Origin of the sequence: Enterobacillus tribolii (genome assembly GCF_003363015.1) — a bacterium.
In the GTDB taxonomy this organism is placed as follows: domain Bacteria; phylum Pseudomonadota; class Gammaproteobacteria; order Enterobacterales; family Enterobacteriaceae; genus Enterobacillus; species Enterobacillus tribolii.
This window is the reverse complement of the sequence record NZ_QRAP01000005.1, coordinates 236,530-258,709: the sequence shown is the minus strand read 5'-3', so window position 1 is coordinate 258,709 and position 22,180 is coordinate 236,530. Positions and strand designations below refer to the sequence as shown.

At 56.9% G+C, this 22,180-nt stretch carries 21 protein-coding genes and 3 tRNA genes; 13 read left to right on the top strand and 11 right to left on the bottom strand.

The window, feature by feature from the left end:
- Positions 1 to 199: 199 nt before the first annotated feature.
- From hpaB to fos, 5 genes are all read left to right on the top strand, one after another.
- Positions 200 to 1,762: a 4-hydroxyphenylacetate 3-monooxygenase, oxygenase component gene (gene hpaB / locus C8D90_RS12435; protein WP_115458766.1), complete on the top strand. Its 1,563-nt coding sequence runs from the start codon at positions 200 to 202 to the stop codon at positions 1,760 to 1,762.
- A gap of 19 nt (positions 1,763 to 1,781) precedes the next feature.
- Positions 1,782 to 2,294, top strand: a complete 513-nt coding sequence (hpaC, locus tag C8D90_RS12430) for a 4-hydroxyphenylacetate 3-monooxygenase, reductase component (RefSeq protein ID WP_115458765.1) — start codon at positions 1,782 to 1,784, stop codon at positions 2,292 to 2,294.
- Between the two features lie 337 nt (positions 2,295 to 2,631).
- Positions 2,632 to 2,904 (top strand): DUF4282 domain-containing protein, encoded by a 273-nt coding sequence (locus tag C8D90_RS12425; RefSeq protein WP_115458764.1) that lies wholly within the window; start codon positions 2,632 to 2,634, stop codon positions 2,902 to 2,904.
- 309 nt (positions 2,905 to 3,213) lie between these two features.
- A complete protein-coding gene (locus C8D90_RS12420) occupies positions 3,214 to 4,707 on the top strand; it encodes an aldehyde dehydrogenase family protein (RefSeq protein ID WP_115458763.1) in 1,494 nt (497 codons plus the stop codon).
- 67 nt (positions 4,708 to 4,774) lie between these two features.
- On the top strand, positions 4,775 to 5,182 hold the full coding sequence (fos, locus tag C8D90_RS12415; protein ID WP_115458762.1) for a fosfomycin resistance glutathione transferase: 408 nt from the start codon (positions 4,775 to 4,777) through the stop codon (positions 5,180 to 5,182).
- A 12-nt stretch (positions 5,183 to 5,194) separates the two neighbouring features.
- Here fos and C8D90_RS12410 read toward each other — a convergent pair whose 3' ends face one another.
- The 7 genes from C8D90_RS12410 to C8D90_RS12380 form a co-directional block, all read right to left on the bottom strand.
- On the bottom strand, positions 5,195 to 6,412 hold the full coding sequence (locus C8D90_RS12410) for an MFS transporter (RefSeq protein WP_115458761.1): 1,218 nt from the start codon (positions 6,410 to 6,412) through the stop codon (positions 5,195 to 5,197).
- Positions 6,413 to 6,470: 58 nt separating this feature from the next.
- Positions 6,471 to 8,309 (bottom strand): IucA/IucC family protein, encoded by a 1,839-nt coding sequence (locus tag C8D90_RS12405; RefSeq protein WP_115458760.1) that lies wholly within the window; start codon positions 8,307 to 8,309, stop codon positions 6,471 to 6,473.
- Positions 8,306 to 8,902: a GNAT family N-acetyltransferase gene (locus tag C8D90_RS12400; protein ID WP_115458759.1), complete on the bottom strand. Its 597-nt coding sequence runs from the start codon at positions 8,900 to 8,902 to the stop codon at positions 8,306 to 8,308. The genes C8D90_RS12405 and C8D90_RS12400 overlap by 4 nt, the downstream gene beginning before the upstream one ends.
- Positions 8,899 to 10,200 (bottom strand): lysine N(6)-hydroxylase/L-ornithine N(5)-oxygenase family protein, encoded by a 1,302-nt coding sequence (locus tag C8D90_RS12395; RefSeq protein WP_196238510.1) that lies wholly within the window; start codon positions 10,198 to 10,200, stop codon positions 8,899 to 8,901. The genes C8D90_RS12400 and C8D90_RS12395 overlap by 4 nt, the downstream gene beginning before the upstream one ends.
- A 147-nt stretch (positions 10,201 to 10,347) precedes the next feature.
- Positions 10,348 to 12,546, bottom strand: coding sequence for a TonB-dependent siderophore receptor (locus tag C8D90_RS12390; protein WP_115458757.1), 2,199 nt, complete (start codon positions 12,544 to 12,546; stop codon positions 10,348 to 10,350).
- Between the two features lie 302 nt (positions 12,547 to 12,848).
- On the bottom strand, positions 12,849 to 13,631 hold the full coding sequence (fhuF, locus tag C8D90_RS12385; RefSeq protein ID WP_115458756.1) for a siderophore-iron reductase FhuF: 783 nt from the start codon (positions 13,629 to 13,631) through the stop codon (positions 12,849 to 12,851).
- Between the two features lie 72 nt (positions 13,632 to 13,703).
- The gene (locus C8D90_RS12380; protein ID WP_115458755.1) at positions 13,704 to 14,750 is read right to left on the bottom strand and encodes a diguanylate cyclase; all 1,047 of its coding nucleotides are present in this window, start codon (positions 14,748 to 14,750) and stop codon (positions 13,704 to 13,706) included.
- 223 nt (positions 14,751 to 14,973) lie between these two features.
- Here C8D90_RS12380 and C8D90_RS12375 point away from each other — a divergent pair, with 223 nt between their 5' ends.
- The gene (locus tag C8D90_RS12375; RefSeq protein ID WP_230473011.1) at positions 14,974 to 15,255 is read left to right on the top strand and encodes a DUF1435 family protein; all 282 of its coding nucleotides are present in this window, start codon (positions 14,974 to 14,976) and stop codon (positions 15,253 to 15,255) included.
- 50 nt (positions 15,256 to 15,305) lie between these two features.
- Here the strand turns inward: C8D90_RS12375 and C8D90_RS12370 are convergent.
- The 4 genes from C8D90_RS12370 to rsmC form a co-directional block, all read right to left on the bottom strand.
- Positions 15,306 to 15,391: transfer RNA gene (locus C8D90_RS12370), tRNA-Leu, on the bottom strand.
- A 69-nt stretch (positions 15,392 to 15,460) separates the two neighbouring features.
- Positions 15,461 to 15,546 (bottom strand) — tRNA-Leu (locus C8D90_RS12365).
- 33 nt (positions 15,547 to 15,579) lie between these two features.
- Positions 15,580 to 15,665, bottom strand: a tRNA-Leu gene (locus C8D90_RS12360).
- Positions 15,666 to 15,859: 194 nt separating this feature from the next.
- On the bottom strand, positions 15,860 to 16,900 hold the full coding sequence (rsmC, locus tag C8D90_RS12355) for a 16S rRNA (guanine(1207)-N(2))-methyltransferase RsmC (protein ID WP_115458753.1): 1,041 nt from the start codon (positions 16,898 to 16,900) through the stop codon (positions 15,860 to 15,862).
- Between the two features lie 152 nt (positions 16,901 to 17,052).
- Here rsmC and C8D90_RS12350 point away from each other — a divergent pair, with 152 nt between their 5' ends.
- From C8D90_RS12350 to prfC, 7 genes are all read left to right on the top strand, one after another.
- Positions 17,053 to 17,466: a DNA polymerase III subunit psi gene (locus C8D90_RS12350; protein ID WP_115458752.1), complete on the top strand. Its 414-nt coding sequence runs from the start codon at positions 17,053 to 17,055 to the stop codon at positions 17,464 to 17,466.
- Entirely contained in the window at positions 17,432 to 17,878 is a 447-nt protein-coding gene (rimI, locus tag C8D90_RS12345; protein ID WP_115458751.1) for a ribosomal protein S18-alanine N-acetyltransferase, read from the top strand. The genes C8D90_RS12350 and rimI overlap by 35 nt, the downstream gene beginning before the upstream one ends.
- A 131-nt stretch (positions 17,879 to 18,009) precedes the next feature.
- A complete protein-coding gene (locus tag C8D90_RS12340; RefSeq protein WP_221810471.1) occupies positions 18,010 to 18,729 on the top strand; it encodes a LexA family transcriptional regulator in 720 nt (239 codons plus the stop codon).
- 369 nt (positions 18,730 to 19,098) lie between these two features.
- The gene (locus C8D90_RS12335) at positions 19,099 to 19,434 is read left to right on the top strand and encodes a phage holin, lambda family (protein ID WP_115458916.1); all 336 of its coding nucleotides are present in this window, start codon (positions 19,099 to 19,101) and stop codon (positions 19,432 to 19,434) included.
- The gene (locus tag C8D90_RS12330; RefSeq protein WP_115458750.1) at positions 19,421 to 19,861 is read left to right on the top strand and encodes a lysozyme; all 441 of its coding nucleotides are present in this window, start codon (positions 19,421 to 19,423) and stop codon (positions 19,859 to 19,861) included. Before C8D90_RS12335 ends, C8D90_RS12330 begins: the two co-directional genes overlap by 14 nt.
- Positions 19,858 to 20,331 carry a lysis protein gene (locus tag C8D90_RS12325; RefSeq protein WP_115458749.1) on the top strand — a complete coding sequence of 158 codons (474 nt, stop codon included), beginning with the start codon at positions 19,858 to 19,860 and terminating at the stop codon, positions 20,329 to 20,331. Before C8D90_RS12330 ends, C8D90_RS12325 begins: the two co-directional genes overlap by 4 nt.
- Positions 20,332 to 20,563: 232 nt before the next feature.
- Complete coding sequence (gene prfC, locus C8D90_RS12320) at positions 20,564 to 22,153, top strand: peptide chain release factor 3 (RefSeq protein ID WP_115458748.1); 1,590 nt, start codon at positions 20,564 to 20,566, stop codon at positions 22,151 to 22,153.
- Positions 22,154 to 22,180 lie beyond the last annotated feature (27 nt).

Sequence of the window (22,180 nt, the reverse complement as noted above, 5' to 3'; positions counted from 1 at the left end):
ATCCGCCTCAGATCACACTTTCACGGAAAACCTCCGCCACGTCCTGAAAAGTACCCGCGATTGACTCAAAAATATCTTCCCGCAATTGCGATCAAGCGCTTCAATTAGTAAACAAAAAACAAACAAATAATTAACAAAAGCGAATCGGCAGCGTTGATGAAGCGCGCCGGAGCGGATTCCGATTGTGAGGTAGACAAACATGAAACCTGAAGATTTTCGTTCTGAAAGCAAGCGTCCTTTTAACAGCCAGGAGTACCTGAAAAGTTTGCAGGATGGTCGTGAGATCTACATTTACGGCGAGCGGGTCAAGGACGTTACCACCCACCCGGCGTTCCGTAATGCGGCCGCATCGGTAGGGCAACTGTACGACGCTCTGCATCAGCCGCAGTCCCATGACGCCCTGTGCTGGAACACCGACACCGGTAACGGCGGCTACACCCACAAGTTCTTCCGTTTTGCCCGCAGCCCGCAGGAACTGCGTCAGCAGCGTGACGCCATCGCCGAGTGGTCGCGCCTGAGCTACGGCTGGATGGGGCGTACCCCGGATTACAAAGCCGCGTTCGGCTGTGCGCTGGGCGCGAATCCGGACTTTTACGGTCAGTTCGCCGACAACGCGCGTAACTGGTATCAGCGTATTCAGGAATCCGGGTTGTACTTCAACCACGCTATCGTCAACCCGCCGATCGATCGCCATAAGCCGGCTGATGAGGTGAAGGACGTTTACATCAAGCTGGAGAAAGAGACTGACGCCGGTATTGTGGTCAGCGGCGCGAAAGTGGTCGCCACGAACTCCGCACTGACCCACTACAACATGATTGGCTTTGGTTCCGCGCAGGTGATGGGGGAGGACCCCGACTTCGCCCTGATGTTCGTCGCGCCGATGGACGCCGACGGCGTGAAGCTGATTTCCCGTGCCTCTTACGAATTGGTGGCCGGTGCGACCGGTTCTCCGTTCGACTATCCGCTTTCCAGCCGCTTCGATGAAAACGATGCGATCCTGGTGATGGACAACGTGCTGATCCCCTGGGAAAACGTGTTGATTTACCGCGACTTCGACCGCTGCCGTCGCTGGACGATGGAAGGCGGATTTGCCCGCATGTACCCGCTGCAGGCCTGCGTGCGTTTGGCGGTGAAGCTGGACTTCATCACTGCGCTGCTCAAGCGCAGCCTGGAGTGCACCGGGGTGTCTGAGTTCCGCGGCGTACAGGCGGATCTGGGTGAAGTGGTGGCCTGGCGCAACACGTTCTGGGCGCTCAGCGACTCCATGTGCAGCGAGGCTACGCCGTGGGTCAACGGCGCTTACCTGCCGGATCATGCCGCATTGCAGACGTACCGCGTTATGGCGCCGATGGCCTATGCCAAAATCAAAAACATCATTGAGCGCAACGTGACCAGCGGGCTGATTTACCTGCCGTCCAGCGCGCGCGATCTGAATAATCCGCAGATCGATAAATACCTGGCGAAGTACGTACGCGGCTCCAACGGGATGGATCATGTCGAACGTATCAAGATCCTGAAACTGATGTGGGATGCGATCGGCAGCGAATTCGGCGGTCGCCATGAGCTGTATGAAATCAACTACTCCGGCAGCCAGGATGAAATCCGTCTGCAGTGTCTGCGTCAGGCGCAAGGCTCCGGCAACATGGACAAAATGATGGCGATGGTCGACCGTTGCCTGTCCGAATACGACCAGAATGGCTGGACCGTGCCGTGGCTGCATAACAACGGCGATATCAATCAATTGGATAACCTGCTGAAATAAACCGGCAAAGGGGGAGGTTATGTCTGTGGAAAACGAACATCGTCTGCGTTTTCGTGATGCGATGGCCAGTCTGTCGGCGGCGGTGAATATCATCACAACCGAAGGCCCGGCGGGGCGGTGCGGCATTACCGCCACCGCGGTCTGCTCAGTGACCGACACGCCGCCCTCGGTGATGGTATGCATTAACAGCAACAGCGCAATGAACCCGGTGTTCCGGGAGAATGGCCGCCTGTGCATCAACGTGCTTAATCACGAGCAAGAGCCGATGGCGCGCCACTTTGCCGGAATGACCGGAATTTCCATGGAGGAGCGCTTCAGCTGGGACGTCTGGAATGAGGGCGCGCTGGGGCAGCCGCAGCTGAAAGGCGCATTGGCGAATCTGGAAGGCGTGATCGATCAGGTGCAGGAAATCGGCACGCATCTGGTGTATCTGGTGCAGATAAAACACATTACGCTCAATCAGGAAGGGCATGGGCTGATTTACTTCCGGCGGAACTTTCACCCGGTGGTAAGTGAAATGGTCATGGCCTGATAGATGATGCCGTTGTGCGATGAATAAAACCCGGAACGATCTTCCGGGTTTTATTCTTTTTATGGGATGGATGAGAGAGAGAATTCCGATTATGTTTGCTTTTTGAGCTAACTGCAGGGCGCTTTTTTATTTTCATGATTCTCAGCCATAATATAATCAGTTCTTTATCAGCGCCTGTGAGTTATATCTTACTGACAAAAGTATACAAATTTATTTTTTTTAATCTGTTGATTATTAATGCATTTTCATAATTTATTGGTTTGATGAATAAAATTATTGTAACCAGATATTAAATTAGTCTATGCTCTCTCCCCTGTATAATCATATGGAGGTTGTTATGCTGAATGGTATGTTAAGTTTTGATAAATTGATTACGCCGAAAATCATGGTATTCATCTACTGGCTGAGTATCGTTTTCACGGTGCTGGGCGTATTTATCAGCCTGTTTGCCGGGGAAGGTTTTACCTTTTTAAAATTGATCATGAGCATCGTTTCTCTGATCGTCTCTCTGATTTTTATCAGGGTATTTTTTGAAATCATCATTATCGCTTTCAAAAATAACGAGTACCTGCGCCGTATGACCGAGGTACTGGAGAATAAAAACCAGTAAGATGCGTTGACATCACCGGATGCTGAACGGGTCGCCTGCGGCAGCAGGCGGCCCGTTTTCTATTACCCCGTCTCCCTGGCCGTAATGGCTTCTCTTGCCGCTTCCTGCGGTATCTGTGTTCTGTTTGTAAAATAATTGTGATCCAATCGTTGTTATTAACCTAATGTCAGCTTTCCCGGCTGAACTTGCCCATTTAAGGGCTACAGTTTTAGTCAGGGTCACTGCGCCGGAGCGGCGGTGAACGAAGAATGCATATGGGACTTGTTGGTTTTTTCGGGGGAGCGCCCCTTTGACAGAGGTTAGTTGAAAATGAGTGAGATCAGGCTGCTCGAGCAGGTGTCGTCATTTCTGACCCGTAACAACGGCCACTATATTAATGGCCGGGCGGTGAATGGCAGCGGTAGCGAGCGTTTTCCCGTGGTGAATCCCTCCAGCGGTGAAGTCATTGCCGAAGTGAATGAGGGAACGGCCGAAGAAGTGAATGCGGCGATGGACGCGGCCCGTGCCGCGTTTACCGGCAGTTGGGCGCAAACGTCGCCGATGGAGCGCGGTAACTGCCTGAACCGGCTGGCGGAGCTGTTGCAGCAGCATCGTGAGGAACTGGCTCAGTTGGAAAGCCTGTGTTCAGGGAAAATCATCCAGCTTTCGCGCCTGTTCGAGCTGGATCAGTCGAGCCACTTTATGCGTTATTTCGCCGGCTGGGCGAGCAAAATCAGCGGCGAAACCATGAGCCTTTCCCTGCCGTCGATGCAGGGAGAAAAGTACACCGCTTTTACCCGCCGCGAGCCTGTCGGCGTGGTGGTGGGCATCGTGCCGTGGAACTTCTCTATCATGATCGCCGTGTGGAAAATGGCGGCGGCGCTGGCCTGCGGCTGCACCATCGTGCTTAAACCGAGCGAGTTCACGCCGCTGACGCTGCTGCGCGTGGCCGAGCTGGCGAAAGAGGCGGGCATTCCGGACGGCGTGATCAACGTGGTGAATGGCTCTGGCAGAACGCTGGGACCGTTGTTGATCGGCCATCCGCACTGCGCCAAGGTGTCGTTTACCGGCTCCGTGCCGACCGGGATCGCCGTGGGTAAAGAGGCGATGGCCGACAATCTCAAGCGCGTCACCCTGGAGCTGGGCGGTAAAAACGGCGCGGCTTTCCTTGCCGACGTCACTCCGGATGCGATGGTGAATGGCATTCTCGAAGCCGGCTACATGAATCAGGGGCAAATCTGTGCCGCCGCCGAGCGTTTTTACCTGCCGAAAAGCCATATTGACGAGGTGCTGCAAAAGCTGGCGCAGCGCTTAAGCCAACTGCACATCGGCGCTTCCCTGGACGAATCCACCGAGTTCGGCCCGCTGGCTAACCGGGCGCATTATGAAAAGATCCTGGCGCTGTTTGATAAGGCGCGTCAGGAGGGGAATGAGATCGTGTATGGCGGTAATGCATTGCAGGGGCCGGGATTCTTTGTTGAACCGACGATCATTCGCGCCAAAAGCGCGCAGGATCTGCTGATGCGGGAAGAAACGTTCGGCCCGGTATGTACCTTCCTGGCCTATGAGGAAGAAGAAGAACTGATCGCGATGATGAATGACTCGCCCTACGGGCTGGCCGCCAGCCTGTGGACCAACGACCTGAGCAAGGCGCTGAGAATGGTCGATCGCATTGAGTCCGGCACGTTGTGGATCAACATGCATAACTTCCTGGACCCCGCGCTGCCGTTCGGCGGCATTAAGGCATCCGGTATCGGGCGTGAATTCGGCAGTGCTTTCATCGAGCACTACACGGAGCTGAAGTCGGTGATGGTACGTTACTGAGCGCAATGGTAGGGTGAAACGGCCGTTTTCCGTTGGGGGGAGCGGCCGTTTTCGTTCAGGAGGGAATATGTTGCACGGGCTGAATCATTTAACGCTGGCGGTGACCGATCTGGCGGTCAGTTTTGCCTTTTACTCACAATTGCCGGGCTTTCGTCCCCGCGCCCGCTGGCGCGGCGGTGCCTACTTCTCCTGTGGCGAGCTGTGGCTTTGCCTGTCCGTCGATCCGCTGCGGCGAAAAGACACGCCGGACTATACCCACTATGCTTTCAGCGTTGCCCCGCAGGCATTTGCGCTGACCGCCCGGCAACTGCGTGCCGCGGGCGTCACGGAATGGAAGGAAAACCGCAGCGAAGGCGATTCGCTCTACTTCCTCGATCCGGACGGCCACCGGCTGGAAATTCACAGCGGCGACCTGGATTCCCGCCTGGCGGCCTGCCGGGCGCGGCCTTATCAGGATATGGTGTTTTTCGACTAACGGTCGTACCTGTCAGCCCGCTTTCTTGCGCAAAAACAGGCTCATCAGCATCAGCCACAACAGGCCGCTCGCCAGTCCGTACAGGTTAAAGACCCCGCCATCCCCCCACAGATATACCCGCCGCGCCAGTTCAATGCCGATGGCGTAAATGGCGATCGTGGTCATCCCCAGCGCGGCGGCAACCGTGCCTTTGCGCATCTCGCTGGCGAACAGGGTCAGGCGATACAGACCGGCGTTGATAAGCCCGGTGCCGAACGCGTAAAGGCTCAGCCCGGTAATCGTCCAGCCGTAGGCGTGGGGGGAAAACAGCGTCCCTGCGGCGGCGAGCGTCAGCCCGGCAATGATGGGCGGAGCGCCGAGCCACAGTGGTTTTTCAATGCTCATACGCCCGGCGATCTTCGCCAGCACCAGATTGCCCGCGATCAGGGAAACGAAAATCGGCACCTGAAGCCAGCCGTAAACGGCGGGCGTGACGCCGGCGCCGTCCATCAGGATCAGCGGGGAAATCGCCACCCAGGCCAGCAGCGGCAGGGCGGAAAATCCGATGGCCGCCGCGCCGCAGACGAAGCGGCGGTTGGCGAAAACCCGGCGGTAGTCGCGCAGCAGTTCGCTCAGGCGCAGCCGCTCCCCGCGCGACTGCGCGGTTTCCGGCATGGCTTTCCACAGCCCCAGCCAGGCCACCAGCGCGACGAGGGCGAACAGCGCGAACATTGCTTTCCAGGGCGCGACGTGAATGAAGGCCGCGCCGGCCAGCGGCCCGAGCAGCGGGGCAATCAGCGCGACGTTCGCCATCAGTGCGGTGACCCGTATGCTCAGCGTTTCGTCGAACGCTTCCTGCACCGCGGCGTATCCGACCGAGCCGATAAAACACAGGCTGACTCCCTGTACGAAGCGCAGCAGGATGAACTGTTCGATGTTTTGGGCGAACAGCACCGCCACGCAGGCGAAGATGAACACCAGCACGCCGCAAAGCATTACCGGGCGGCGCCCGGTGCGATCCGAAAGCGGACCGAGCAGCCATTGCAGCGTCATGCCGCCGGCCAGATAAGCCGTCAGCGAAACCGGCACCCAGGCGGGATCGGCATGGAAGTCATGCACGACGTTCAGCATGGCAGGCTGGATCATGTCGTGGGCGATGTAGGTGGCGAATTCAAACAGGACCAGCGCCAGCGGAAACACCACGGCGCGGCGGTCGAGGCGGCTGATGGGAGAACGTACGCTTTCTGTCATGGTGAGGCGATCCGTAAAAGGTTTCAGAGTAAACGCGGCCTCCCTGCCGCCGTCCGGCTCAGGCGAAAGGCGCCACCGGGTTATCCAGTTCGCCGGCAAACTTGAGGTTTTGCGCCGGATCGCTGAGGTTAATCATCTGCCGGTTATTGGCTAACTGGAGACGGTTCAGGCAAGAGTGGGCGAAGACCGGGCAGAACAGGTCGTAACGAACGAATTTCTCCGCCAGTTCCGGATGCGCAGCGCGGTATTCATGAATGCAGGCCGCCACGGATTGCCAGAAACGATCCTGCGGATAGTTGCCCTGTTCGTGCAGGATCGCCGCCATAAAGCGGAAAAAGCCGTCGAAGACGTCAGTAAAGATCGACAGGATTTTCAGTTCTTCCGGCACGGATACCGCAACGCGCCTGGCCTTCTCCGGCAACTCCGCATTCGGATCCATTACCACGATCTCTTCAGCGATGTCCTTCATGAACACCTGCACCGGCGTGTGGTTTTCCAGCACCAGAATCAGGTTCTCGCCGTGCGGCATAAACGCCAGGTCATAGGTGTACAGGCAGTGCAGCAGCGGGCTGAGGTAGCTGCGCAGGTAGCGCTGCAGCCAGGCGGAGGTCTCAAGGCCGGAGGCGGCGATCATCGCCGGCAGCAGCGCGTTGCCGGCGCTGTCCTGATGCAGCAGGGCCGCCATAGTCATCACCCGCTGTCCGGGCTTGATCAGCGCCAGCGGGCTTTCGCGCCACAGCGCCGCCATCATCTTTTTGTATGGCGTGTCGCCGCTGAAGGCTTCTTCGTAATAACGGTTGTGATAGCCGAGGGTCGCCACTTCGCGCAGCATGCGGAAGCCGTAATCGCGCAGGCAGGCATCGTTGTCGATCAGCGCCGCCAGCCATTCGTTGATGCCCGGCGTCGTCGCCATGTAATACGGCGACAGGCCGCGCATGAACCCCATGTTCAGGATCGACAGCGCGGTTTTGACGTAATGCTTATGCGGGTGACGGGTGTTGAAGAAGGTACGGATCGACTGCTGCGCCTGGTACGTGTCGCTGCCGGTGCCGAGGTAAATCAGGTGACGGGCGGCGATGTCCGGGGCGAAGATGCCGGTCAGCTTGTTTTGCCACTGCCAGGGGTGCACCGGCATGAACAGGTAGTCAGCCGGGTTGAGATCCTGATCGCGCAGGCGCTGACGCCATTCCGCCACCGTTTCCGGCGTCAGTTCGTCAAGCATCAGTTGTTCGTAATCCAGGTCGTCGGTGCAGGCAAAGTGCGCTTTGCTGCGGTGGGCGGCCAGCCAGACGAAATGCACGGGCGCTGCCGCCTCAGGGGCATAGGCCTGATAGTCGAAGGCATCGAAACCGATGCGCCCGTTGTTGGCGACGAAAGCCGGGTGGCCTTCGGTCATGGCGCTTTCCAGCGTCTGGAAGTCGGCGTTGAGCAGCGCCGCCACGGGCGTTGCCCGGTAGCTGAGCTTGAAGGCGCTGCTGTAGAGCGTGCTGGTAATCTCTTCCAGGTAGACCGGCAGCATCTCCTGCGGGATATGCAGCGCCCCGCTGAACGCGATGATGAAGCGGATGGCGTCCGGCGCGACGGCTTCTCCGGCGTGAAACGCCTGCAACGAGCTGGCGTCGATCGCCCAGTGTTCCAGGGCTAACCGGCGGGCGCGGAAGGTATAGCTCAGCTCGCCCTGCGGCGCGTCGAGCCGGTATTCGCCGGGTTCTCCCGCGTGCGACGGCTCAACGATGCACTGCGGGGAAATCAGCCGCTCATGGGCGAACTCGGTGATGGCTTTACGTACCAGCAAGCGGTTGGCCTGCGCCCAGATTGCAGGCTGAAGGTGGCTGATGGCCGCAGCGTTTTGCGCCGCCGGCGTCAGGGCGGCGAACGGGGTTTGACGGGCGATCATAGGGAAGCCTCCTGAGTGTGGGGTTGCATGTCGCGGCGCAGGGCGTCGGCGTACTGTTCGCGGGTACAAAACGCCAGCCAGGCGGTTTTGTTGGGCAGGGTAATCGGATGCTGGTAGGCGAAACCGGCGCGTTTATTCAGGCGGTGGATTTTTTCGTTGCGGATATCCGGTTCTACCACGATGCGTGCCACTTTCTGATCGCTGAACATAAATTCCACGATGGTGCGGAAGATGGCCCAGGTAAAGCCGGAGAGCGGCTCCTGGGCCGGCGCGACCAGAATATGCATGCCGTAATCATCCTGCCGTGCCGGATAGCATTGGCCCACGGGATCGTGTATGGCCTGATAACGTTCCAGCAGAAATGCGGGCCGGCCGCGGAACAGGCCCAGATAGGCGCCCTGCGGGTGCTGCGCCATCAGGTCGCGGTAAAAGGTGTAGACCTCCTGCCGGCTCTGGGACTGCATGCCCCAGTATTGCGCATAGGGCTGAGTGACCCAGCGGTGCAGCAACGAGGCATCGCGTACCGGATCCAACAGGCGCAGGCCGAAGCTGCCCAGCGGCGGAACGTATTTTTCATAGATCAGCGGGGTCATGACACGACTCCTGTTGGCGGGGCGGAAAATTGCTGGAAGGCGATGCGTTCTTCTATCGGGTAATGTTCCGTGCCGGTCATTTCGCGCAGCAGCCAGGCGTTGCGGTAGCATGCCATGCCGAGGTCCGGGGTGACGAAGCTGTGGGTATGCGGCCCGACGTTTTGCACGAAGATGCCTGAACGCGAGTGGTCGATGCTGTAGTTGCGGGCGACATCGTAGCGCCCCTGTTCGTCCCAGACGATGCGATCGCGGATACCTTCCAGGAAAGCGGGGATCGAATGGCGATAGCCGGTACACAGCACGACGCCTTCGCTGTTGAGGGTGAAACGGCTGTCCTGTTCGTGCTGGTGCAGGGAGAGCGTCAGGGCTTTCCCGTTCGCCTGCGGAGCCACGCCCACCAGCGCGGTGTTGGTGAACATATTGACGTTGAGTTCGCCGTTCAGGCGTTTGATGTAAAGCAGATCGAAAATGGCGTTAATCAGGCTGCCGTTGATGCCTTTGTACAAGGGCTGATGGAGCCGGTTCAGTTCGTCCCGTTTTGCTGCCGGCAGAGCATGGAAATAGTCCACGTATTCCGGGGACGTCATTTCCAGCGTCAGCTTGGTGTATTCCATCGGGAAGAAGCGCGGCGCGCGGGTCAGCCAGTTCAGCTGATACCCCTTTTCATCAATGTCGCCCAGCAGGTCGTAAAAAATCTCCGCTGCGCTTTGGCCGCTGCCGACCACGGTAATGCTGCGCCGGGTTTGCAGCGTTTCTTTGTGCGACAGGTAGTCGGCGGCATGCGTCATGCGGCCGGCATGCGCGAGGCAGCAGTCGGGGATCGCGGGGTGCGGACCGGTGCCCAGCACCAGACGGCGCGCCAGAAAATGCAACGGCTGACCGGTGCGGGTGTCGCTGCACGTCACGCGGTAGCATTGTTGCTGCGCGTCAAAGTCGATGCGTTCCGCGCGGGTGTTAAAGCGCAGGTTGTTCAGCCGCGACGCGGCCCACTGGCAATACTGGTTGTACTCCTTGCGCATCAGGAAGAAATTTTCCCGGATATAGAATGAGTAAATGCGTCCCTGCTGCTTGATATAGTTGAGAAAACTCAACGGGTGTGTAGGGTCGGCCAGCGTTACCAGATCGGCCATAAACGGCGTTTGCAGGTGAGCGCTTTCCAGCATCATGCCGGGGTGCCAGTTGAATTCCGTATTCTGATCGATAAACAGGGCGTTGACGCCTTTCAGCGGCTGCGTCAGGCAGGCCAGGCCGAGGTTGAAAGGGCCGATGCCAATGGCGATAAAGTCATAAGGCGCCACGGAAACGCCGTTTTGCGGCGCAGGGGAGTACTGAGTCATAAGTCTGACCTTCGGTTATTAAACGGGGTTACTCAGCAAGTTCCAGCAGATACCGGCAAGGCCGGCGGGTAAATACGCCCCTTCAGCAGAAGGGGCGGAACAGGGTACTCAGAAGCTGTATTTCACGCCGACCACCACGGAGCGCTCCGCGCCGAACCAGCAGTTGTTGCTGTCGTAACAGCTGGCGATGTAGCGTTTGTCGGTCAGGTTGTTTACCGCGACTTTCAGCGTGGCGTCGTCCAGCACCGGCGTCAGGTTGCCCAGCTCATAGCTGGCTGCCATGTCGTACAGCGTGACGGCGGGAACCTGCGCGCTGTTTTGCTGATCCACTTCCATCCGGCCGATGTAGCGGATACCGGCGCCGACGGTCAGGCCGCGCAGGAAGGTGGTGTCGATGGTGTAGTTGGCCCAGGCGCTGGCGTTGTCTTTCGCCGTTTGTACCGGACGTTTGCCGATCAGCGATGCGTTGGCATCTTCGGTGACCTTCACGTCGGTATAGGCGTAGTTCATGGTCAGCAGCAGGTTTTCCAGCGGCGAGGTACGCAGCTCAAGTTCATAGCCTTTGGATTCCACTTCGCCGGTCTGGTATTTCTCGTAGGGATCGGCGCCCGCCGGGTTGGATGTCAGGGCGTTTTTCTTCTTGATGTCGAACACCGATGCGGTGAACTGGGTATCCTGGCTGGGCGTAGCGAATTTCACGCCGCCTTCCCACATTTTGCTGGTTTCCGGTTTGTAGGAACCGCCGCTTTTGTTGCGCCCGGCAACCGGCTCAAACCCTTCCGAATACGCGACGTAGGGGGAAATGCCGTTGTCGAAGTGGTACATCGCGCCGAAGCGCTTGGTGAATTTGTCCTGTGAGAAGGTTTCATTCACGTCGGCGCCGTATTGCAGGCCATAGGTGCGTTTTTCGTAAGTATCGTAGCGCCCGCCTGCCAACAGCGTCAGCCTGTCGATGTTGATTTGATCCTGCAGGTAGTAGCCGGTTTGATGCATTTTATAGCGCGCATCGGTGGCGTATCCGGGCAGGAAGGTGACCTGGCTGCGGTCGATTTGGTTGTTGTCGGGGTTGAAGATATCGATGCTCGGCGCCAGCCCGTCCTGATAAATGGTGCGGTTGTGCTGCCACTGGTAGTCCATCCCGGCCAACACGTTGTGCTCCAGCATCCAGGTGTTGAATTTGCCGGCCACCTGGTTGTCGATGGTGAACGAGTCCATGCTTTCGTCGGTCAGGTAGAGGTGACGTTGCAGGGTGCGCTGGTCGGCGTCCAGCCCGCCGTTGGAGCTGTAAGTATTCTCCTGATAGGCGGTGATGTGCATGAAACGTGCTTTCTGGGTGAAGCTCCAGTCGTCGTTAAACCGGTGGTCGAACTGATAGCCGACGGACTCCTGCTTGCGTTTGTAAGATTCCCAGTTGATGTCGCCGACGTAAGCGTTGCTGGGAAGCTGACCGTTGGGGTTGCCCCACAGGGTGCCGGAAGCGGGCAGCGAACTGTAAGCGCCTGCGTTCGGATCGTTTTGTAGGAAAGCCTGCACCAGCAGCGAGTTGTTTTCGTTGATGTCCCAGCGCAGGGACGGCGCCAGCAGGTAACGTTCCTCGTGGGTGGTTTTGGCCTGCCCATCGCGGGCGCTGGCCAGGCCGACGAAACGGTATGTCACGTCGCTGTCGCCGATGCGGCCGGTGGAGTCGATTTTTCCTTCCCGGCGGTTCTGGTTGCCGGTGTTGAATTCCAGGTCGGTGTTCTGGCTTTCCTCCGGCTTTTTGCTGATCAGGTTCACGATGCCGCCCGGCGATGCGTTGCCGTACAGCACGGACGCCGGACCCTTCATGATTTCGATGCGGTTGAGCATGTAGGTGTCGACCTGCCCCTGAATATTCCATTCGTTATAAGGCAGTTGCAGGCCGTCGAGATAGTTTTCGCTGTTCTTAAAGCCGCGGATCGTGAACTCGTCAAAGCGGGTAATGGCACCGCCGCGGTTTTCAGTGGTGACGCCGGCCACGTAGCGCAGCGCTTCATTCAGGGCATTGATGCCGCGTTCATCCAGCTCCTGCGCTTCTACGGTGTTGATGGTTTGCGGCGTCTCCTGTGCGGTGAGCGTCGACTTGGTTCCGGTGTTCTGGTAGCGCCCCAACGGCGGCAGGTTATTTTCATCCTGCGCAGTGACGACGATGGTGTCGTTTTTTTTACCATTCGTGTCGACGGGGGCGGCGGTAGCCGCATCATCCGCGCTGGAAACCAGCGGTAAAAGCAGAAGACCGGCGGGAAGCGCCATCCTCAGCGATAGGGTGAGGCGTGAAAGGCTGTTCATTGGTTATCCCTGCAAAAATCAAATAGACCTGCGTTATGCGTTCTGGTGCAAAATGAGAGTCTGAATGATAGTTATTATTATTATCACTTGTCAGTAATTATTTTTGCTTAATAATACATGGAGTGGATATTGTGATTTACATCACAAAAATCATATAAGGAATGTTAAAATAGACATACTAATCATGTAGTTATTTGTATCTGCGGTTATTAATAGCGCCTTTTTTAATTATTTTCCTTTATATAGAATCCAGGGCAGAACGCAGGAATAAAAAAACCGGCTTTATTAAGCCGGTTTTTTTATCAGGTTAAGTTCAATGGGCAATCCGGACAGGATTTAACCTTCGGCAGCTTGTAGCGCTGGCAGCAGGTCCGCCGTTGTACGGCGCCGTTGCGCAGCAATACGGTGCGGTAAAGCGGGTTCACCCCGCCGTCGGGAAAATGCGGGGTGAAGAACAGGGCGTGCTGCAACTGCTGATACAGGGAGGCGCCGATTAGCGGCTTCAATTCCCCCAGATACCAGTGCATGACATAGCCGATGTTGCTCCAGTTCAGCTTACCGCTCAGGCCGCTGAGTTGCTCAAGCCGGGTAACTACGGGCTGTAAATGATGTTCGACAAAGCCGATCAGGCGTTGCAGCGACGTTTGCGGATAGTCCGCAGCGCCGGGAAGCGCAGGGAAGCAAACAAAGGATTCCGGGCGGCCGCTGGCGTGAAAGCAGACCCTGAAGTTTTGCGGGCGCGTATCTATCGGCGACGGAGCGAGCAGCAGCAGCAGCATGACCGGCGGCACCAGCAGCCCGAAATACCATTGTGCCCACAGCGAGTGCAGTGCCCGCGGCTCCGGCTTTTTGTCAGGAAAACCGGCGTATTGATCTTGCTGGTATTGCTGTAACAGCGCGGTGAACGCTTCCGGCTGCGCCCAATGGGAATACGGCATCCCGTCGGTTTCATTGAACCGGAACGTCGTCAGGAAATGCGGGGAGTGCTGCGTGAACAAGGCATTCAGCGTTTGAGCGTCAGGCGGTTGGGGAGATAAAACCGCTGAGGGGGATGCGTTTAGTGCGGACAACGCGGTAATGTTCACGATGCATGATCCGGCGATAGTTCAATGAATGGTGATGATAATAAAACTGATAATTATTATCAACAGTCTGATTCAGGTCGCCAGGGAAACGATATTGCGTCCGCGCTGTTTCGACAAATAAAGCGCCTCATCTGCGCGGGTGATGGCTTCTTCCAGATTGTGGCGGCGCAGGGGAGCCAGCCCGGCGGAAAGCGTTATCCGGCAGGGAATGTCGTTATCGGTCGTCATTTTTTCAACGTGCTGGCGGATGTGCTCGCACAACTGTACGGCCAGCGTTTCCGAGGCGTCGCGCAGGACCAGCAAAAACTCTTCCCCGCCGTAGCGCACGGCCAGATCGCGCCCGCGGAGCGCATCGCGGATAACCGAGGAGATCACAACCAGCGTGCGATCGCCCAGCTGGTGCCCGTAGCGGTCATTGAAGGATTTGAAATGATCGATGTCGATCATGACGACGAAATGAGGGGAGTGATCGGTATCGGTTGTTTTGAATTCGCTGAATTTCTCCTCCAGCCCGCGCCGGTTCAGCAGGCCGGTCAGGGGATCCTGCATGCTGAGATCGTTGTAGCGTTCCCGATCCTGTTCCAAACGCGTGACCAGCCGCCGGGTGAAGTGCTCAAGGCGGCGGCCCATCATCAGATTCACCGAAAAAGCGACCAGCGGAAGCACCACGATAAATATGATGCGTGAAATATTATGCAGATCGTTCAGGTAAAGAGCAGCCAGCGACGAGGGCAGGGCATACAGGCAAAATGCCAGAAAATGATCGGAAAGCGCGATCATGCCAATGAAAAAAATACTGAATAAATTCAGTAATAAAAAAGTGTGTTCGTTGCTTTGTACGTGCGCGAATTTAATTGAAATATGCGCAGCCCATAATATCCCCAGTATTAAGGCGGAGATATTGAGCTTTAAAATATAGCCGTTTTTCTGAAAGAAGAAGATACCGCCGCAAAGTACGCTCAGGCACAGCACGGCGATGCCGGGCAGCGTATAGGGCGGGTTGGTCTGTAAGGGATTCAGCAGGGCATAAAATGCCAGCGAGCCGTTAAGTAACAGAAAAAGCAGTAATACCAAACGCGATTTACTTTTTAATAAATTGTCATAGCTGTTCGCGTTCATAACGAAATAACCTGCCGCAAGATGAAGGATGTTGTGCCTGTAAAAATGCGTTCCCGCTAATCAGAAATAACCAGCGAGAGAGGGATTTTTCTTAATACTGGATTAAAAATATCAGTATTGCTGGAAAAAGTCACCGAAGTGAAGAATTGTCCTAATGGTTGTGGGGATGATAGCGGGTAAAAAATAATGTATAATAATAATCATTATCATTTTGTGGGGCGTGATGATGGCCTGGTTATGTGTCACGGCGTTGCTGATTGTTGTCATTATGTTGATTCGCTCTCCGGGAAGCCTGTGGGGTATGGGGATTCCGTTATTGTGCCTGCCGCTGATTGACGCGGCGAAACCGGATATGTTCTCGCTGCGGATGTGGGTGGCGCTGGCGATGTGCGTGACGGTGCTGATGCTGTTTAACCGCCGCTGGCGTGACTATGTTTTGTTGCCTTCCGGTTTGGCGCTGGCCGGCGGACTGGCGACGATGACGCTGAATCTGGGAATTCTGTGATAGCGCTGGGTAAGTGTCAGGGGGATGAAGAAACAGCCGGGGGTATCTGTTGGTGCGAAGAGAGGGACTTGAACCCTCACGTCCGAAGGACACTAACACCTGAAGCTAGCGCGTCTACCAATTCCGCCACCTTCGCACACCAGATAACAATACTGCAGATAACGGCTGCTTTAACAAAGCAGCCTGAGTTATGCCTTCACAACATTGGTGCGAAGAGAGGGACTTGAACCCTCACGTCCGGAGGACACTAACACCTGAAGCTAGCGCGTCTACCAATTCCGCCACCTTCGCAGGATGTCATTCAGCATAAATCAGCGTGGTTTTTGGTGCGAAGAGAGGGACTTGAACCCTCACGTCCGAAGGACACTAACACCTGAAGCTAGCGCGTCTACCAATTCCGCCACCTTCGCGTACCGTATATTGCCTTGCAGCAATACAACCACGGAGGCGAATTCTAGAGGTTTTGCCGGCAAGGTCAACAGTTATTTCCCGTCCAGCGTGTGTTTGCTGCAAAAATGGGCGGTTGTTCTGAAAATACAGGCGCCTGAGGCGTGATTGCCGGTTTCCCGCGCCCCGGAGGGCGGGCGCGGATGGCATTGCCGGATTAGTGGGCTTTCAGACCGGGAGATGAACGGCCCAAAATGGCGCGGTAGACCTTGAAGCGACCGGTCTGCGCCACCACGTCGTGGCCGCCGAAAATGGCGTCAAGCACGTTGGGGTAGGGCAAAAATGCGTTGGCGACGATGCGCAGCTCCCCGCCGATCGGCAGATGGCGGACGGCGCCGCGAATCAGCGTTTCCGCCGCTTGCAGGCTGGTTTGCAGGCCGTCGTGGAACGGCGGGTTAGAGATGATGAGATCGAAGCGCCCCTGGATGTCGGAATAGACGTTGCTGGCGATGACGTCTCCCTCGATATTGTTGATGCGCAGCGTCTCGCGGCTGGAATCCAGCGCGGCGGCGCTGACGTCGCTCAGGGTCAGCTTCGCTTTGGGCGACATTTTGGCTATCGCTGCGGCCAGGACGCCGGCGCCGCAGCCGACGTCAAGCACTTTGCCCTTCAGATGCGGTTCAAGCGAAGAGAGCAGCAGGTGGCTGCCGATGTCCAGCCCGTCGCGGCTGAACACGCCGGGCAGGGCCGCGATGGTCAGGCTGCCGGTGGTGTAGTGTTGCCACCATGCTTCAGGTGAGAAGTCAGGACGTTTTTCCAACAGGCCGTGGTACAGGCCGCAGCGGCGCGCGCTGTCGATTTTCGCCAGCGATGCATATTCTTCAACGATGGCTTCCGCGCTGCGTACGCCGGCGCGGTTTTCGCCGACGATGAACAGTTCACAGCCCACCGGGAGCAGGGAAAACAGCTGCATAAGCTGGAACTGGGCTTCCGGCTTGTTTTTCGGCCAGTAGTACACCAGCGTATCGCATCCGGCGAGCAGATCTTCTTCCGCCAGCAGCCCGAAACGGCAGCGATCGCCCAACGCCGGGCTCAGCGCCTGCCATTGATGGTATTGGCTGGTGTGTACGCGGACGTCGGCTGCGGACAACTGCGCGGGCAGGGTGTCCTGCAAATCGCCGGCGAACACGACGCGGCGGTCGGCGAATTCGTCTTCGTGACGCAGGATGACTTCGCTGGCGGGGGTGAGTGCTGACATGAATTCCTGGCTCCTTAACAAACAGAGCGGGGATTATATACTCTTCGGCGCCGGGGATGCAGCGTTGTTGGCGCATTCCCGGCGGGTTTGTTAGCATAGCCGCTCCGGAGACGGTCTCCGGCGGATTTCAGGCGCGCAATGGCGGATGAATTATGGCTTCCCGACGTGACATTTTATTGCAGCAAATGGGGATCACCCAATGGGTGCTCGGCCGCCCTGCGGTTCTGCAGGGGGAGGTCGCCATCAGCGTGCCGGCGCATGTACGCTTGTTGATCGTGTCTGCCCAGCCGGTCAGTGCGGATGACGTGATGGTCGGCGACGTATTGAGCGCGCTGAGGCTGGAACGTGCCGCCGCGATGCTGCTGACCCCTGAACAATATGCCATGCTGCCGCCGGAAGCGGCGCATGATGCCTGGCTGCTGGGGGAAGAGATTACGCCCGGCGCCGGCAAAGGTATCCTGCAAACACCGGCGCTTCAGGCGCTGTATGATAATCCGGGCGCCAAACGCGCCCTGTGGCGGCAGATTTGTCATGACGAACACTATTTCTTTGCTGACGCTGGCTGATTTGCCTCAGGCATTTCAGATTGAGTGCGCCAGCCACGCTTTCCCCTGGACGGAAAAAACGTTCCTCAGCAATCAGGGCGAACGCTATCACAACCTGAAGCTCGAACATGACGGCGTACTGGCGGCCTTCGCCATTACGCAGATAGTGCTGGACGAAGCGACCCTGTTCAATATCGCGGTTTCTCCCGCCTGCCAACGGCGCGGCCTCGGGCGGGCGTTGCTGGAATCATTGATTGAGGATCTGATGCAGCGTGACATACTGACCCTGTGGCTGGAAGTCCGCAGCTCCAATCAGGGGGCGATTGCGTTGTATGACGCGTTGGGATTTAACGAGGTTTCCGTGCGGCGGAACTACTATCCCACGGCAGAAGGCCGGGAAGATGCCATTATTATGGCGTTGCCGTTGGGGTAATTGTCACGAAAGTCGGCTTGTTCTGTTTGCTAAATTTTGCACAAGACGTTAGCATGAAGATCTTCCGCTAATTGGCTTTAAATTTAGCAACACCAGTTTGCGTTCTCGCTAAATAATGAGAGCACTCCGCTATGGACATAAAAGATATCCGGCGCGAAAACCTGCGCTATCAACAAGCACAAGCCCTGAGAGAGGGCATCAGCAAAGCGGAATTCGCCGAGAAGTGCGGCACTTCGCCTTCTACGCTCAGCCAGATTCTGGGGGGGAAGGCTGTCCGCAACCTGGGGGACGATCTTGCCCGCAAAGTTGAGCTGAATCTTGGGCTTCCTCACGGTTGGCTTGATATAGTACACCCCGAAACGCATCCGGTTGCGGCGGCGGAGCAGGCAAAGATTATCGGCGACATCGAGCCGTGGGACGCCAGCACGCCGCTGGACGATGATGAAGTGGAGGTCCCGTTCCTGAAAGAGGTGCAGTTGGCCGCGGGAAGCGGGAGTGTGTTCAGAGAAGATCACAATGGATTTAAATTGCGCTTTGCTAAATCGACGTTAAGACGCCTGGGCGTTCAGTTCAGCAACGCCGTGTGCGTTGAGGTGATCGGCAACAGCATGGAGCCGGTGCTGCCCGATGGCGCGACGGTGGGAGTCGACACCGGAAGCCGGGAGATCAAGGACGGCAAAATGTACGCCATTGATTACGGCGATCTGTTGCGCGTCAAAGTGCTGTACGCCATTCCCGGCGGCAGAGTTAAAATCCGCAGTTACAACAGCGAAGAGCACCAGGAAGAGGTGCGCGATCTGTCTGAGATCCGTATTGTCGGCCGGGTGTTCTGGTCATCCGTTACTTACTGATTTCCCACTTTTTTATTTCCCTGCTAAAACCCGCGGTTGCGGGTTTTTTTATGTCCTTACGCTAATTTTTAGCGCAAACATATCGCCTTGTTGCTCAAAATATTTGCATTTATGCTAAATATAATCCGCCCTAACGCTTGCCATGATTTAGCTGTTTGCTAAAATATTGGTGTATTAAGTCAACATGTATTAGCAGGGATGCACACAAGAAACCGCGTTTGGGATCGCGCAATGAGATCCCCCAGCCCCGGAAGGGATCGACTGGTAATGAGTTCTTTGGGATGCAAATGAATATTGAGCGTGCGGCCGGCAACGGCGGCATATCCGAACAATTGTCCAGTAATGATGGCAGCGGAGGTGGTATTTGGCATGACGGATAAAACACCGGAAGTCTGGTCTGCCGTGTTGGCATGGCTGGTATCGGTAAAAGAGCAGGGGGTAGGCGCGATGTTAGCGGCAACGATGGCGTACCTCAGAGGACGTTATAACGGCGGTAAATTTTGGCGTGTGCTGATTGATGCATTGATGTGCGCCATGTTGGCCTGGTTTATCCGGGACTTGCTCGACCTGATCGGGCTGAAAACCAACCTGGCCTATATCGGCAGCATTATGGTTGGTTATCTGGGAACGGATTATTTCGGCACATTGTTGCGTCGTCTGATTGGCAATAAAACGAATACGGGATCTTCAGATGCAGATAAGTGATGCAGGAATTGCCCTCATAAAACAGTTTGAAGGATGCGAACTGAAAGCCTATCAGGACGCCGCGGGGGTATGGACCATCGGGTACGGCTGGACGCAACTGGTTGATGGCAAAAAAATCAGGGAAGACATGACGATTACCCAGCGGACGGCGGAGCGGCTGTTGCGTTGCGGTGTAGTGCAGTACGAGCAGGGCGTGAATAAGTTGCTGAAAGTCGGCGTTACGCAGGGACAGTACGACGCGCTGGTCAGCTTCGCCTATAACCTCGGCGTGCGGGCGTTGGGAACTTCGACGTTGCTGAAGAAACTCAACGATGGCGATACCCAGGGCGCTGCCGAAGAATTTATGAAGTGGACCAAGGTTGGCGGTATGCAGCTTGCCGGCCTTTTTATGCGCAGGACGGCGGAACGTGCGCTGTTTCTGTCATGAGCGGCCTGACCTGGAAGATGGCTGCGGGGGCAACGCTGATGCTTGGGCTGGTGGTGCTGGGGAGTTCCCTGAACCATTACCGGAAACTGAACGACGCGGCGCAACGGGAAATTACGACGCTGAAGTCAGAGCTGGACAACGCCTATGCGGCGTTGCAGACCCAACAGGCGCTGCAGAACAAACTGCGGGAACTGGATGCCCGCTACACGGGAGAACTCGCGGATGCGAAAACGACTATCGAAAGCCTTGAGCGTGACGTGCTTGCTGGCAAGCGCAGGCTGCAGCTCAACGCCGCCTGCGTTCAGCGGCCCATGCCCGCAGGCGCCGCCGCCGCCGGCGTGGCTGATGACGGCAGCCCCCGACTTAATGACGCCGCTCAACGGGATTATTTTACTCTCAGAGAGCGAATAGATGCCGCAACTATCCAGATAAAAGGATTGCAGGAATACATCAGGACACAATGTCGCTGAAGTAACGCGCAGGAGAGCGCACGGCGGTAAACCCTTTTACGTGACGGCAGCCCGGATCCGCAAGTTTCCCCGGCCTGCCGTTTTTTTGCTCCCCCCTTTCCCCCGACGCAGAACGCCGGTCCGTTACGGCTTCTCCCGCCTAATATTCCTACTGCCCGCTCCCCTCATCGTGTATAATCCGCGCCACGTTTTTTTTGTTTAATGCCGCAGCCGTACACAGCAAGGTAACTGAATGACTCCGAATCCGTATCTTGAGCAGGTGAAGAAGCGTCGCACCTTCGCCATCATTTCGCACCCCGACGCCGGTAAGACCACGATTACTGAAAAGGTGCTGTTGTTCGGACAGGCCATTCAGACCGCCGGTACGGTAAAAGGCCGCGGCTCCAGCCAGCACGCGAAGTCAGACTGGATGGAAATGGAGAAGCAGCGCGGCATCTCGATTACCACGTCGGTGATGCAGTTTCCGTATCACGACTGTCTGGTGAATCTGCTGGATACCCCCGGTCACGAAGACTTCTCCGAAGATACTTACCGCACCCTGACTGCGGTGGACTGCTGCCTGATGGTGATCGACGCCGCGAAAGGCGTTGAGGATCGTACCCGTAAGCTGATGGAAGTCACCCGCCTGCGTGATACGCCGATCCTGACCTTTATGAACAAGCTGGACCGCGATATCCGTGATCCGATGGAGCTGCTGGACGAGGTGGAGAACGAGCTGAAGATCGCCTGTGCGCCCATCACCTGGCCGATCGGCTGCGGTAAGCTGTTCAAGGGCGTGTACCATCTCTATAAAGATGAAACGTACCTGTATCAGAGTGGCAAGGGCCATACCATCCAGGAAGTCCGTATCGTTAAGGGGCTGAATAACCCGGAGCTCGACGCGGCGGTAGGCGAAGATCTGGCTGCCCAACTGCGTGAAGAACTGGAGCTGGTGAAGGGCGCTTCCAATGAGTTTGATAAAGAGTTCTTCCTCAATGGCGAACTGACGCCGGTGTTTTTCGGCACCGCGCTGGGCAACTTCGGGGTGGATCACATGCTGGACGGGCTGGTGGAGTGGGCGCCGGCGCCGATGCCGCGTAAGGCCGACGCGCGTGAAGTCAGCGCGACGGAAGAGAAGTTCAGCGGCTTTGTGTTTAAAATTCAGGCCAATATGGACCCGAAACACCGTGACCGCGTGGCGTTCATGCGCGTGGTGTCCGGTACCTATGAAAAAGGAATGAAGCTGCGTCAGGTCCGTACCGGCAAGGATGTGGTGATCTCCGATGCGCTGACCTTTATGGCGGGCGACCGTTCCCATGTGGAAGAGGCTTTTGCCGGCGATATTATCGGGTTGCACAACCACGGTACGATCCAGATCGGCGATACCTTCACGCAGGGTGAAGAGTTAAAGTTCACCGGTATCCCGAACTTTGCGCCGGAACTGTTCCGCCGTATCCGCCTGCGCGACCCGCTGAAGCAGAAACAGCTGCTGAAAGGGCTGGTGCAGTTGTCGGAAGAGGGCGCGGTACAGGTGTTCCGCCCGCTGGCTAATAACGATTTGATCGTGGGCGCGGTCGGGGTGCTGCAGTTTGACGTGGTGGTCGCACGCCTGAAAACCGAGTACAACGTGGAAGCGATTTACGAGTCCGTCAACGTTTCTACCGCCCGCTGGGTAGAGTGCAACGACGTTAAGAAATTCGAAGAGTTTAAGCGTAAAAACGAGCTTAACCTGGCGTTGGACGGCGGTGATAACCTGTCCTATATCGCCCCGACGATGGTTAACCTGAACCTGACTCAGGAGCGTTATCCGGACGTCGTTTTCCGTAAAACCCGCGAACATTAATTATTCTGTTGGCCGCCCGCCGTGGCG

Coding starts and splice junctions, on each gene's coding strand:
- C8D90_RS12335 (WP_115458916.1), top strand. CDS start 19,099: ATGACGGATAAAACACCGGAAGTCTGGTCTGCCGTGTTGGCATGGCTG.
- C8D90_RS12330 (WP_115458750.1), top strand. CDS start 19,421: ATGCAGATAAGTGATGCAGGAATTGCCCTCATAAAACAGTTTGAAGGA.
- C8D90_RS12375 (WP_230473011.1), top strand. CDS start 14,974: ATGATGGCCTGGTTATGTGTCACGGCGTTGCTGATTGTTGTCATTATG.
- fos (WP_115458762.1), top strand. CDS start 4,775: ATGTTGCACGGGCTGAATCATTTAACGCTGGCGGTGACCGATCTGGCG.
- rimI (WP_115458751.1), top strand. CDS start 17,432: ATGACGAACACTATTTCTTTGCTGACGCTGGCTGATTTGCCTCAGGCA.
- hpaB (WP_115458766.1), top strand. CDS start 200: ATGAAACCTGAAGATTTTCGTTCTGAAAGCAAGCGTCCTTTTAACAGC.
- C8D90_RS12410 (WP_115458761.1), bottom strand. CDS start 6,412: ATGACAGAAAGCGTACGTTCTCCCATCAGCCGCCTCGACCGCCGCGCC.
- C8D90_RS12380 (WP_115458755.1), bottom strand. CDS start 14,750: ATGAACGCGAACAGCTATGACAATTTATTAAAAAGTAAATCGCGTTTG.
- C8D90_RS12350 (WP_115458752.1), top strand. CDS start 17,053: ATGGCTTCCCGACGTGACATTTTATTGCAGCAAATGGGGATCACCCAA.
- C8D90_RS12425 (WP_115458764.1), top strand. CDS start 2,632: ATGCTGAATGGTATGTTAAGTTTTGATAAATTGATTACGCCGAAAATC.
- C8D90_RS12405 (WP_115458760.1), bottom strand. CDS start 8,309: ATGATCGCCCGTCAAACCCCGTTCGCCGCCCTGACGCCGGCGGCGCAA.
- prfC (WP_115458748.1), top strand. CDS start 20,564: ATGACTCCGAATCCGTATCTTGAGCAGGTGAAGAAGCGTCGCACCTTC.
- C8D90_RS12325 (WP_115458749.1), top strand. CDS start 19,858: ATGAGCGGCCTGACCTGGAAGATGGCTGCGGGGGCAACGCTGATGCTT.
- C8D90_RS12400 (WP_115458759.1), bottom strand. CDS start 8,902: ATGACCCCGCTGATCTATGAAAAATACGTTCCGCCGCTGGGCAGCTTC.
- C8D90_RS12340 (WP_221810471.1), top strand. CDS start 18,010: ATGGACATAAAAGATATCCGGCGCGAAAACCTGCGCTATCAACAAGCA.
- hpaC (WP_115458765.1), top strand. CDS start 1,782: ATGTCTGTGGAAAACGAACATCGTCTGCGTTTTCGTGATGCGATGGCC.
- C8D90_RS12420 (WP_115458763.1), top strand. CDS start 3,214: ATGAGTGAGATCAGGCTGCTCGAGCAGGTGTCGTCATTTCTGACCCGT.
- rsmC (WP_115458753.1), bottom strand. CDS start 16,900: ATGTCAGCACTCACCCCCGCCAGCGAAGTCATCCTGCGTCACGAAGAC.
- C8D90_RS12390 (WP_115458757.1), bottom strand. CDS start 12,546: ATGAACAGCCTTTCACGCCTCACCCTATCGCTGAGGATGGCGCTTCCC.